The organism is Burkholderia sp. AU15512, from assembly GCF_002223325.1.
Classification (GTDB): Bacteria; Pseudomonadota; Gammaproteobacteria; order Burkholderiales; family Burkholderiaceae; genus Burkholderia.
Genome location: NZ_NKEX01000004.1, coordinates 904,376 through 916,349, shown reverse-complemented (window position 1 = coordinate 916,349; position 11,974 = coordinate 904,376). Strand labels below are relative to the sequence as shown.

Sequence of the window (11,974 nt, the reverse complement as noted above, 5' to 3'; positions counted from 1 at the left end):
TTGAATCGGCGCGCCGCGCGCGCGACGGCCATTCCTACAATGCCCGAACATTACAAGAGGGGACGCGGTCGCTTGGCGGCCTTCCATGACACGACGGAGACGTGACATGCAATACGACTACATCATCGTCGGCGGCGGTTCGGGCGGGTCGAGCCTGGCAGGCCGTCTCGCCGATGCCTGCCCCGATGCGACGATCGCGCTGATCGAGGCCGGCTCGCATACGGAGCGCAACCTGCTCGTCAACATGCCCGTCGGCATCGCGGCGCTGGTGCCGTTCAAGCTCGGCACGAACTACGGCTACGAGACGGTGCCGCAGCCGGGCCTCGGCGGGCGGCGCGGCTACCAGCCGCGCGGGCGCGGGATGGGCGGCTCGAGCGCGATCAACGCGATGATCTACACGCGCGGCCATCCGGGCGACTACGACGAATGGGCGCAGCTCGGCGCGACCGGCTGGGGCTGGCAGGACGTGCTGCCGTATTTCCGCCGCGCGGAAGGCAACGAACGCGGTGCCGATGCGTGGCACGGCGCGGACGGCCCGCTCACGGTGTCGGATCTGCGCTTTCGCAATCCGTTCTCCGAACGATTCATCCAGGCCGCGCATGCGGCCGGCTATCCGCTGAACGACGACTTCAACGGCGCGACGCAGGAAGGCGTCGGCTTCTACCAGGTCACGCACCGCGACGGCTCGCGCTGCAGCGTCGCCCGCGCGTATATCTACGGCCACGACCGGCCGAACCTGCATGTGATCACCGATGCGACGGTGCTGCGCGTCACGTTCGACGGCAAGCGTGCGGCCGGCGTCGCGGTCGCGCGCAACGGGCGCGTCGAGACGCTCGACGCGCGCGCGGAAGTGATCCTGTCGGCCGGCGCGTTCAATTCGCCGCAACTGCTGATGTGCTCGGGGATCGGCCCGGCGGAGCAGCTGCGCCGGCACGGGATCGCGGTCGTGCAGGATGCGCCGGACGTCGGCACGAACCTGATCGACCATATTGATTTCATCATCAATACGCGCGTGAATTCATCGGAACTGGTCGGCGTGTGCCTGCGCGGGATCGCGAAGATGACACCCGCGCTCGCGCGCTATTTCTCGAGCCGCACCGGGATGATGACGAGCAACGTCGCGGAGGCCGGCGGCTTCATCAAGAGCGACCCGTCGCTCGAGCGTCCCGACCTGCAGCTGCATTTCTGCACGGCGCTCGTGGACGACCACAACCGCAAGATGCACTGGGGTTTCGGCTATTCGCTGCACGTGTGCGCGCTGCGGCCGTTCAGCCGCGGCACGGTGGCGCTCGCGAGCGGCGATGCGCGCGACGCGCCGCTGATCGATCCGCGCTTCTTCAGCGATACGCGCGATCTCGACCTGCTCGTGCGCGGCACGCAGGCGATGCGCAAGATCCTGGCGCAGGCGCCGCTCGCGTCGCAGGGCGGGCGCGAGCTGTACACGCGGGCCGACCAGAGCGAAGCGGAACTGCGCAAGACGATCGTCGAGCATGCCGACACGATCTACCACCCGGTCGGCACCTGCCGGATGGGTTCGGACGCGCGTGCAGTCGTCGATCCGCAACTGCGCGTGCGCGGCGTCGAAGGGTTGCGTGTGGTGGATGCGTCGGTGATGCCGACGCTGGTCGGCGGGAATACGAATGCGCCGTCGGTGATGATCGGCGAACGCGCGGCGGATTTCATCGTCGCCACGCGCAAGGGCGCAGTGCCGCGCGGCGAGGCAGCCGCGGCGGTGCACGGCCGCTGAGCGGCGCGCGCACGGCGGCGGCCATGCTCAGGCAAACGTATCGACGAGGCCGGCGCGGCTCACGCTCGCGGCGGCCGGTGCGGATTGCGCAGCGCCGACCGGTGCATCGCCGGCTGACGATCCGCCGCTCCCGCGCCGCGACGACTGGCCGCCGGCGAAGGTCTGCTGCTGGCTTTGCTGCTGCGAGGCGAAGCCGCCGTCGCTGACGGTCGCGCTGCCGAGCCCGAGCCCGCCCGCTTCCATGGCCTCGCGCAGCTTCGGCAGCGCGGCTTCGACCGCTTCGCGCACCTGCGCGTGCTGCGACACGAACAGCGCATGCGCGTTGTTGTCCGCGACGCGCAGCACGACCTGCAGCGGCCCGAGATCGGCCGGATTGAGCGTCAGTTCGGCGCTCTGCTGGTGCGCATTCGACAGGAACACGACCTTCTGGCTCAGCGCGTCCGTCCAGTCCGGCGTGCTGATGTGCGGCGCGAGCACGTGCGCGTTCGCGGCGGCGATTGCCCCCGCGGCCGGTGACAGCTGCAGGTTCGCCTGGGCCGCGGCCGCCGCGGTGGCGCCGGCCGCGAGCGTCGCGCTGGCGGCCGGGTCCGCCGCGTCGCTGGCTGCCGCGAGCGCGTGCTGCTCGCCCGACTGCGCGTTCGCGTTGGCCTGCAGCGCCTGCGCGGTGGCTTGCACCGGCGTTTGCTGGGTGGCGAGCGCGCCCTTCGCGTCGGCGAGCGTGCGGTCGAAGGTCGGCACCTTCGGTGTCAGCGGCGCGGCGGTGCCGGTCGATGCGGTCGCCGCGGTCGCGGTGGGTGCGGACGCCGTCGTACCGGCTGCGGGCATCGCGATCGCGCCCGCGCCGCCCGTCAGCTTGGCGAGGGCCTCCTGCAGCACGTCGCGGCTCGTCGCCGGTGCGGCCTGGGTGGCCGCGGTAACGTCCTTGGCCGCGTGATCCATCAGCGTGGCCGTGGCATCGGGTTGGCCGGACACGGCCGTCTTTTGCGCAGCGGCCGCGGCGGCAGCCGCGTCGGCCGGCATCGCGTTGTCCGTGCGCGCCTGCAGTTGCGCCTGCACGGCCGCAGCCGCCGCGAGCGCGGCGGCGTCGGGGTTGGTGGCGGCGTTCGTGGTCGTATCGTCGGTCGTGTCGTCGTCTGCGGCGGCGGACGGCTTCGTGCCGGCGGCCGGTTTCGACGAAGCCTGTTGTGTCGACGCGTCCGGCACGCCGGCATTCGACGCATCGCGACGCGTGGCGACGCTTTGCTTCAGCGTCTGCGCGAACGGCACGGCGGTCGTCGCGGTCGCGGCATCGGTGCCGGCGGCGCTGGACGCACCCGCGCCGCGGGCGGCCTTGAGTGCGGTGCCGGCGGTGTCGAGCAGCGCGCCGAGCAGGGGCAGGGGAGGCATGTCGGTTCTCTCGTTCGAATGCGGTGGTCGGTTACGACGAACGGGCCGCGTCGGCCCGCATGCGCAGGATCTTCGCGGCGTGTTCGTCGGCGTCGCGCTGTTCGCGCCGGGCGTCCCGCTTCGCTTCCTGCGCGACGCCGCGCGCCTGCAGGATTTCGAACGAGCCGACGGTGCGCTTCTTGTTTTGCCAGTTCGGGCGGGCTTCGTCGATACGGATTTCGGCCGCGGCCAGCACGTTGCGCTGCTGCGCGATCGCGGCGTCGAGCGTATCGATGAACGCCTGGAAATTGCGCCAGTTGCCGGCCGGCATCCCGTGCTGCGCGGATTGCGAGAAGCGCGCGTGGTATTCGTCGCGATAGCGCAGCAGTGCGTCGAGCTGCTCGGCGGCCGCGGTGCGGTCGCGCTGCGCGGTGCCGAGCTGCTTCGTCGCGGAGTCGAGATCTTCCTGCGCGCGGTCGAGCAGCAACTGAAGGGGAAAGCCGTGTGCCATCGGGATCAGCCTCCGTAAGCGTCGAACAGTGCATCGAGCCCGGCGAGGCTCGACGCGAACGGCGCGCATTCGCGAAAGCCCTGCTGCAGGAACGCCTCGATGCGCGGATAGAGCGCGATCGCGCGGTCGAGCTGCGCGTCGCGGCCGGGCGCGTACGCGCCGACGGCGATCAGGTCGCGATTGCGCTGGTAGCGCGACAGCATCTGCTTGAACTGCCGGACATGGTCGAGGTGCGTTTCGTCGATCAGCGCGGTCATCGCGCGGCTGATCGACGCCTCGATGTCGATCGCCGGATAGTGGCCGGCCTCGGCGAGCGCGCGCGATAGCACGACGTGGCCGTCGAGGATCGCGCGAGCCGAATCGGCGATCGGGTCCTGCTGGTCGTCGCCTTCGGTCAGCACCGTGTAGAACGCGGTGATCGAGCCGCCGCCCTCCGGCCCGTTGCCGGTGCGCTCGACGAGCGCGGGCAGCTTCGCGAACACCGACGGCGGGTAGCCCTTCGTCGCGGGCGGCTCGCCGATCGCCAGCGCGATCTCGCGCTGCGCCATCGCATAGCGCGTGAGCGAATCCATCAGCAGCAGCACGTGCTTGCCCTGGTCGCGGAAATACTCGGCGAGCGACGTCGCGTAGGCCGCGCCCTGCATCCGCAGCAGCGGCGACACGTCGGCCGGCGCCGCGACGACGACCGAGCGCGCGAGCCCGTCCTCGCCGAGGATCTGTTCGATGAATTCCTTCACTTCGCGGCCGCGTTCGCCGATCAGCCCGATCACGATCACTTCCGCGCTCGTATAGCGCGCCATCGTGCCGAGCAGTACCGACTTGCCGACGCCGGAGCCTGCGAACAGGCCCATCCGCTGCCCGCGGCCGACGGTGAGCAGCGCGTTGATCGCGCGCACGCCGACGTCGAGCACGTGGTGGATCGGTTCGCGCTCGAGCGGGTTGATCGACGGCGCCGACAGCGGCGCGTCGACCTTCGACGCGAGCGGGCCGAGGCCGTCGAGCGGGCGGCCCGATGCGTCGACGACGCGCCCGAGCATTTCCCAGCCGACCGGCAGCCGCTTCGCGCCCGCGAGCGGATCGGCGACGGGCGCGCTTTCGCGCGGCCACACGCGTGCGCCGGGCAGCACGCCCGCGACGTCGGTGGTCGGCATCAGGAACAGGCGATCGCCGGCGAAGCCGACGACTTCGGCTTCCGCGTGCGGCAGCGTGCTGCCGGGCGGCAGTTCGATCGTGCATTCGGCGCCGACCGACAGGCGCAGCCCGATCGCTTCCAGCACGAGGCCAGCCGCGCGCGTCAGGCGCCCGCAGGGCCGCAGCGGCAGCGCGCGCTGGCTGCGCGCGGCGAGCCCGTTCAAATGGGTGCGCCAGTGCGCGAGATGCGGGTTGTGCGGTGCGCGCGGCGTGGCGTCGGCCGTATCGGCCGCTGCAGCGGTGGCATGCGGGGTGGTGGGTGCGGTGTCCAGCGCGGCGTTGTGCGCGTCCGGGCCGAACGACGCGAGCGCGAGTTCGCGCTCCAGCGGTGTCATGCCGTCGTGCGCGAGCGCCTCGGGCGGCCGCGTCACCACGTGCTCACCTTGCCGATCGCGGCGGCGACGCGCTGCCAGCGCGTGGGCAGCGTCGCGTCGACCTCGCCGGTCGCGGCGTGCGCGCGGCAGCCGCCGCGCTCGATCGACGCGTCGGTGCGCACGTTCCAGCCGAGCGCATCGAGATCGTCCTGCAGATAGGCTTCGACGACGGGCAGGTCGGCCGGATTCACCGCGAGATGCGGCGCGCCGGACAGCGCGGGTTCGGCCGCGAGCACGTCGCGCACGGCGGCCACCAGCGCGGCCGGATCGTGCTTCACGTGCTGGCGCACGACCTGCTGCGCGATGTCGAGCGCGAGCTGCGCGATGTCGGCGGCCAGATCGTGCTCGACGGTCGACACGGCCTCGCGGAACGACGCGGCGAGCGCCGCGAGCTGCGCGGCCTGTTCACGCGCGTCGGCCTGGCCGGCTTCGAAACCCTGTTCGCGGCCCTGCTCGAAACCGGCCTGGTAGCCGAGCGCCTGGCCTTCGACGTGGCCGGCCGCATGGCCTTCGGCGTGCGCGGCGTCGCGCACGCGCTGCAGTTCCTCGGCGAGCGCGGCGGCGGCCGCTGCCGCGTCGTCGGGCGGCGGCGGGGGCGGCGGCGGGTCGAACGACGCCATCTCCCACCGCTGGTAGGCGGTGAGGGTGCCCGCGCGATCGCTCGCCGAATCAGACATACGCGTCTTCCGCCTTGCCGCCGATCGCGATCGCGCCGCTCTCGGCCAGGTTGCGCACGATCTGCAGGATGCGGCGCTGCTGCGTTTCGACGTCGGACACGCGCACCGGGCCGCGCGCGTCGAGATCCTCGGCGAGCAGTTCGGCCGCGCGCTGCGACATGTTCGCGAGGAACTTCTGGCGCAATGCCGGCGGCGCGCCCTTCAGTGCGATGATCAGCGTTTCCGACTCGACTTCCTTGAGGACCATCTGGATCGCGCGATCCTCGAGGTCGAGCAGGTTCTCGAACACGAACATCTGGTCGATGATCTTCTGCGCGAGTTCGGCGTCGTACTGGCGCACGCTTTCGAGCACGCCTTCCTCATGCACGCTCGTCATGAAGTTCAGGATCTCGGCCGCGGTGCGGATGCCGCCCATCGGGCTGCGCTTCAGGTTGTCGCTGCCGGACAGCAGGCCCGTCAGCACGTCGTCGAGTTCGCGTAGCGCGGCCGGCTGGATGCCGTCGAGCGTCGCGATCCGCAGGATCACGTCGTTACGCAGCCGCTCGGTGAAGCACGACGCGATTTCCGATGCCTGGTCGCGGTCGAGGTGCACGAGGATCGTCGCGATGATCTGCGGATGCTCGTTCTTGATCAGTTCGGCCACGGCGGCCGAGTCCATCCACTTCAGGCCCTCGATGCCGCTCGTGTCGCTGCCCTGCAGGATGCGGTCGATCAGCACGCCGGCCTTGTCCTCGCCGAGCGCCTTGGTCAGCACCGAGCGGATGTAGTCGCTCGAATCGAGCGACAGCGCGGTGTGTTGCTCCGCTTCCTTCGCGAATTCGTGCAGCACGTCCTCGACCTGCTCGCGCGTGACGTTCTTCAGCGCGGCCATCGCGGCGCCGATCTTCTGGACCTCGCGCGGCGCGAGGAACTTGAATACCTGCGCGGCCTCTTCCTCGCCGATCGACATCAGCAGGAGCGCGCTCTTGGTCAAGCCTTCAGCGTTCATCGGACACCCAGTTCTTCACGACGGTGGCGACGATCTTCGGATCCTGGCGGGCGATCGTGCGCGCGTAGTCGAGGTTGCGTTCGTAACGGTTCTTCTCGCTCTCGAACCCGAGCAGCAGCGAATCGGGTTCCTCGGCCTTCTCCGGCGCCGGCAGGCCGTCGAGCGCGACCGGATCTTCCGGCGCGGCGAGCGCCGGCGCGGCCGGCTCGGGCGGCGGGAACGCACGGCGCATCGCCGGGCGCACGAACATGAAGTAGAGCGCCGCCGCGGCTGCCGCGATGCCGAGCCACTTCGCCGCTTCCTTCGCCATCGCGATCATGTCCGGCTGGCGCCACCACGGCAGGTCGGCGTACGGGTCGCTCGCGGTCGAGAACGCGCTGTTCACGACGTTCACCGAGTCGCCGCGCTTCGCGTCGTAGCCCATCGCATCCTTCACGAGCTGTTCGACCTGCGCGAGCTTCGCGGGCGGCAGCGGCTGCATCGTCACGTGGCCCTTCGCATCGGCGACCGGCTGGTAGTTGACGACGACCGCGACCGACAGCCGCTTCACGCTGCCCATCGGCTGTTCGAGGTGGCGGATCGTCTTGTCGACTTCGTAGTTGGTCGTCTGGTCCTTGCGGTCGCTCACCGGCGTCGTCTGCGGCGCGTTCGCGCCGTTGCCGGCGACGATCGGTGCGGAAGCCGGCTGCGGCGGCGTGTTCGACAGCGCGCCCGGCACGCCCGACGCGCCGCCCTGCGCGAGTTCGGTCGAGCTGCTGGTCTGCTGGCTGCGGATCGCGGATTGCTGCGGATTGCCGTTCGGGCCGTAGCTTTCCGACGTCTGCTCGAGCTTCGAGAAATCGAGGTCCGCGCTGACCTGCGAGCGCGCGTTGCCCGCGCCGAAGATCGGCGCGAGGATTGCGTCGATGCGCTTCTGCGTGTTGTGCTCGACCTGCTGCACGTACTTGAGCTGGCTCGCGTCGAGGCCCGATGCCGAGGCGGTCTGGGTCAGCAGGTTGCCGTCCTGGTCGACGATCGTCACGTTCTTCGCGGGCATGTCGGGCACGCCGGACGACACCATCCGCGTGATCGCCTGGACCTGGCCCTCGTCGAGCACGCGGCCCGGGTAGAGGTCGATGAATACCGACGCGCTCGGCGCTTCCTTGTCGCGCACGAACACCGACGGCTTCGGGATCGCGAGATGGACGCGCGCGCCGCGCACCGCGTTGATCGATTCGATGGTGCGCTGCAGCTCGCCTTCGAGCGCGCGCTGGTAGTTGATCTGCTCGGCGAACTGGCTGATGCCGAATTTCTGGTTGTCCATCAGCTCGAAGCCGACCGAGCCGCCCTTCGGCAGCCCCATCGCGGCGAGCTTCAGGCGCGTTTCATGCACCTGGTTCGACGGCACGAGGATCGCGCCGCCGGCATCGGCGAACTTGTAGGGAACGTTTGCCTGCTGGAGCGCGGCAATGATCGCACCGCCGTCGCGATCCGATAGGTTGCTGTACAGCACGCGGTAGTCGGGCGCGCGGCTCCACAGCACGAGCGCGGTGATGACGGCGACCGCGAATGCGACGGCGATCAGGAACGGCAGCTTCGGGTTGCCCTTCATCCGCGAGATGCCGGGGATGCGTTCCGCGAAGCCGCCAAGCCCGAAGTCCGCGCCTGCGCCACCCACGCCTGGCAACGCGGCGGCCGCGGCGGCGCCGGGCGCCGGGCTGGCGAGGCCCGCGCGGGCGTCTGGGTTGATCAGCGAGTTGGCCTGCGAATCCATGCGTCGAGTTTCTCCGGAGCGGGACGACTGAGCTCGCTCGGACGAGCGGGCGGACAATGACACGATGCGATTATCGTGACCCGGGCCGCACTCCGATCGACCGAAAAGAGCGGGGTTTCCCCCGTACTTTCGCGGCTTTGACGCGCGGTGCGCTGCTATTCTTTTTCGGAATCCGGCATGGCGCGCGTGGTGCGGCGCCGGCGGATCTCCCGGTGCGTCCGGGTCTCTCTCTCAGTTTTGGGGACAGCATGACTGCGAACGTCAGCGGAATCGGTTCGGTGTTGCAACAGATGCAGTCGATGGCCGCGCAGGCGTCGGGCGGCGTCGCGAGCCCGACGGCGGCACTGGCCGGCTCGGGCGCGGCGACAGCCAGCACGTTCGCCAGCGCGATGAAGGCGTCGCTCGACAAGATCAGCGGCGACCAGCAGCACGCGCTCGGCGAGGCGCAGGCGTTCGAGGTCGGCGCGCCGAACGTGTCGCTGAACGACGTGATGGTCGACATGCAGAAAGCCAACATCGGCTTCCAGTTCGGGCTCCAGGTCCGCAACAAGCTAGTGAGCGCTTACAACGACATCATGCAGATGGCGGTTTGACACGGCGGCTATTCAGGGAAAGCGATCCGTGGACGGCCATCCGGCCTGAGCTGCGGGCCGGCCTTGCTGCGCCAGGCGGCACGCGCCGCTTGCCTAAAGCTTTCCAAATCCCTTCCGATAACTCCGGTGAAGGCCGCGTCGTGCGATGCACGGCGGCGGTTCCCGTATAGCCAAGGCACAACAAGGAGAAGCGCATGTTTTCCCCAGGACACGCTGGAGCCAGTGCATACGCGCGTGTCGGCGTCGAGACCGGGGTGATGGGCGCTTCCCCGCACCGGTTGATCGCGATGCTGTACCAGGGTGCGCGGCAGGCGGTTGCGCTGGCGCGCATGCATTTGCAGCAAGGCAATGTGTCCGCGCGCGGCGAAGCGATCGGCAAGGCGATCCGGATCGTCGACAGCGGGCTGAAGGCGTCGCTGAACCTCGATGCGGGCGGCGAGATCGCGGCGCGGCTGGACGCGCTGTATGCGTATATCACCCGGCGTCTGCTCGAAGCCAATGCGCAGGCGAGCGACACGATGCTGGTCGAAGTCGACGGGCTGCTCGCGACGCTCGAGGAAGCATGGACGGGGATCGCCCCGGAAGTCGCGCGGATGGCCGCACAACAGGCAGTGGAAGCATCACGATGAATCGCAAGGCCGAATACTTCGAACGTTACGAGGCGCTCGCCGCCGTGTCGGGCCGAATGCTGGGCGCTGCCCGCAGCGCCGACTGGAGCGCGTTGCCGGAGTTGCAGGCCGAATTCATGCAGCTGGTCGACGGATTGAAGGAGGCCGATCCGGGCGTCGTGCTCGACGAATCGGATCTCGGCCGCAAGCTCGACCTGATCCGCCGCATCCTGGCCGACGACGCCGCGATTCGCGATCTCGCGAGCCCGGACCTCGCGCGGCTGTCCGCGCTGTTCGAGGCGCGGCGCTCGACCAAGGTATTGACCGATCTCTACCGCGCGCGCGGGTAGGGCCCGTTTCCGGGGAAACGGGCGTGGGGCGCACGCGTCCGCTGGCGCACGCGCGCAGTTCCCGCGGACGGCACCGGCGTGCCGTGCCCGGATTCGCAACGATGTGGCTGAGATAAGCAGGCTCCGATCATGACCGGTATCGACTCCGTTGCGGCGGCCCTGCTGGCGAGCCGCCTCGACAGCCTGCTGACCGGCACCGTGTCGGCACCCGCCAGCGGCGGCGCGACCTCGCAGGTCGGCACGCCGGGCAACGGCGCGTCGTCCACGCCTTCGGCCGGCAGTCCGCCTGCCGCGCCGCCGGCTTCCACCCAGACCGCCCTGTCCGATGTCGGGCGCGTGCTCGACGCGATCTCGCGCGCGGGCGGCGACGCGACCCCGGCCGTTGTCGGGCGCGCGCCGCTGCTGGCCGACCCCACCGTGCTGCTGACCGATACGGCTGCGCCGGCCCGCGCGCCAGCCGCCGCCGATCCGGCTGCGGCCTCCACGCCGGCTTCAGCCGCTGCGTCGTCGGCTGCGGCGGTGCGCGACGCGGCTGCGACGTTGCCGGTCGCGGCGCTGCGCGCGGCGCTCGCGCAGGCCGTGAGCGAAAGCGGCCTTTTCTACGAATCTCATCTCGCGCAGTGGCTGGCCGGCCAGCGTCCGCTCGCGGCGCTGATGCGCGAGCCGCAGGCGCGCCTCGCGGCCGCGCTCGCGCCGGCCGATCCGGATGCCGCCCAGCATGGCTCGACCGATCCGCTCGACGAGCTGCTCGCGCAGCGCCCGCCAGTGCCTGCGCCCGCGCGCGCCGCCGCGCAGCCGGGCGCGCCGGCCCAGGGCGGTGCGCCGGCGCGGGATCCCGCACAGGCGTTGCCGGCAGGCGCGCGGCAAGGGGCGCCGCTGCCGCACGATACGGCCGATCTGCTCGGCGACCGGCCCGATGCGCGCTGGACGCCCGCGCGGGCCGAGCTGGCCACCGCGTCGTCCGATTCTCAGGCGCAGACGCTCGCGACCGTGCATCCGGCCGCCGTGCCGCTCGTCAGGCAGCAGCTCGACGCGCTCGCGACCGACCAGTTCCGCTGGGCGGGCGAGGCGTGGCCCGGCGCGCGGCTCGACTGGACGATCGAGCCCGACGATCCTGGCAACCGTGCGCCGCACGGCGACGGCGACACGGGAGACGGCATCGCGTGGCGCACGCGCCTCACGCTGACGTTGCCGTCGCTCGGCACGGTCGACGCGGAGCTGGTGCTGAACGGCACGCAGCTCGTCGCGCGGCTGCGGGCGAACCAGACGGGTGCCGACCGGCTCACGCGGCACGAGGCGGCGCTGCGGCAACGGCTCGAAGTGTCGGGGCTCAAGGTGGGCGGGCTGTCGATCCGCGCGGTCGACGACGGCCCGGACGGCTTCGACCTGTTTGCGGCCCAGGCGGCGGCCGCCGCGTATGCACGCGGTTCGGCGTCGACGTCGATCCTGGCCAGCGGCCCGGCGACGCGTGCGCCGGATACCGACGACGAGGTGCTGTCATGAGCATGACGTCCCGCAAGCGCGCGGCCGCGCTCGTCTACGATCCGCAGGGCGGCGATGCCGCGCCGCGCGTGGTCGCAAAGGGCTACGGCGCGCTCGCCGAGATGATCGTTGCGCGCGCGCATGATGCCGGGCTATACGTGCATACGGCGCCGGAGATGGTGTCGCTGCTGATGCAGGTCGATCTCGACGACCGGATTCCGCCGCAGCTCTACCAGGCGGTCGCGGATCTGCTCGCGTGGCTGTACTCGCTCGACCGTACCGAACCCGCGCCGGACGCCGCCGCATCGCGCTTTCCGCTGCCGCCGTTGCGCTGA

At 70.7% G+C, this 11,974-nt stretch carries 12 protein-coding genes; 6 read left to right on the top strand and 6 right to left on the bottom strand.

Going from position 1 to position 11,974, the window contains the following annotated elements:
* Positions 1-106 precede the first annotated feature (106 nt).
* Complete coding sequence (locus CFB43_RS16895; RefSeq protein ID WP_089495822.1) at positions 107-1,747, top strand: GMC family oxidoreductase; 1,641 nt, start codon at positions 107-109, stop codon at positions 1,745-1,747.
* Positions 1,748-1,774: 27 nt separating this feature from the next.
* On the opposite strand, the gene CFB43_RS16890 is transcribed toward CFB43_RS16895, so the two are convergent.
* From CFB43_RS16890 to fliF, 6 genes are read right to left on the bottom strand one after another with little or no spacing between them, the layout of a single operon-like run.
* Positions 1,775-3,133 carry a flagellar hook-length control protein FliK gene (locus CFB43_RS16890; RefSeq protein ID WP_089495821.1) on the bottom strand — a complete coding sequence of 453 codons (1,359 nt, stop codon included), beginning with the start codon at positions 3,131-3,133 and terminating at the stop codon, positions 1,775-1,777.
* 31 nt (positions 3,134-3,164) lie between these two features.
* Positions 3,165-3,623 carry a flagellar export protein FliJ gene (gene fliJ, locus CFB43_RS16885; RefSeq protein WP_089441243.1) on the bottom strand — a complete coding sequence of 153 codons (459 nt, stop codon included), beginning with the start codon at positions 3,621-3,623 and terminating at the stop codon, positions 3,165-3,167.
* 5 nt (positions 3,624-3,628) lie between these two features.
* Positions 3,629-5,149 (bottom strand): flagellar protein export ATPase FliI, encoded by a 1,521-nt coding sequence (gene fliI / locus CFB43_RS16880; protein ID WP_264171072.1) that lies wholly within the window; start codon positions 5,147-5,149, stop codon positions 3,629-3,631.
* A 32-nt stretch (positions 5,150-5,181) separates the two neighbouring features.
* Complete coding sequence (fliH, locus tag CFB43_RS16875) at positions 5,182-5,865, bottom strand: flagellar assembly protein FliH (RefSeq protein WP_089441241.1); 684 nt, start codon at positions 5,863-5,865, stop codon at positions 5,182-5,184.
* Positions 5,858-6,853, bottom strand: a complete 996-nt coding sequence (gene fliG, locus CFB43_RS16870) for a flagellar motor switch protein FliG (RefSeq protein WP_069249110.1) — start codon at positions 6,851-6,853, stop codon at positions 5,858-5,860. Before fliG ends, fliH begins: the two co-directional genes overlap by 8 nt.
* Positions 6,843-8,606: a flagellar basal-body MS-ring/collar protein FliF gene (gene fliF, locus CFB43_RS16865; RefSeq protein ID WP_089426552.1), complete on the bottom strand. Its 1,764-nt coding sequence runs from the start codon at positions 8,604-8,606 to the stop codon at positions 6,843-6,845. The genes fliG and fliF overlap by 11 nt, the downstream gene beginning before the upstream one ends.
* Positions 8,607-8,854: 248 nt before the next feature.
* Here fliF and fliE point away from each other — a divergent pair, with 248 nt between their 5' ends.
* From fliE to CFB43_RS16835, 5 genes are all read left to right on the top strand, one after another.
* Positions 8,855-9,199 carry a flagellar hook-basal body complex protein FliE gene (gene fliE / locus CFB43_RS16855; RefSeq protein ID WP_046544213.1) on the top strand — a complete coding sequence of 115 codons (345 nt, stop codon included), beginning with the start codon at positions 8,855-8,857 and terminating at the stop codon, positions 9,197-9,199.
* A 194-nt stretch (positions 9,200-9,393) separates the two neighbouring features.
* Complete coding sequence (gene fliS / locus CFB43_RS16850) at positions 9,394-9,828, top strand: flagellar export chaperone FliS (RefSeq protein WP_089495819.1); 435 nt, start codon at positions 9,394-9,396, stop codon at positions 9,826-9,828.
* Positions 9,825-10,157, top strand: coding sequence for a flagellar protein FliT (locus CFB43_RS16845; RefSeq protein ID WP_089426550.1), 333 nt, complete (start codon positions 9,825-9,827; stop codon positions 10,155-10,157). The genes fliS and CFB43_RS16845 overlap by 4 nt, the downstream gene beginning before the upstream one ends.
* A gap of 129 nt (positions 10,158-10,286) precedes the next feature.
* On the top strand, positions 10,287-11,660 hold the full coding sequence (fliK, locus tag CFB43_RS16840) for a flagellar hook-length control protein FliK (protein WP_089495818.1): 1,374 nt from the start codon (positions 10,287-10,289) through the stop codon (positions 11,658-11,660).
* Positions 11,657-11,974 (top strand): EscU/YscU/HrcU family type III secretion system export apparatus switch protein, encoded by a 318-nt coding sequence (locus CFB43_RS16835; protein ID WP_089495817.1) that lies wholly within the window; start codon positions 11,657-11,659, stop codon positions 11,972-11,974. Before fliK ends, CFB43_RS16835 begins: the two co-directional genes overlap by 4 nt.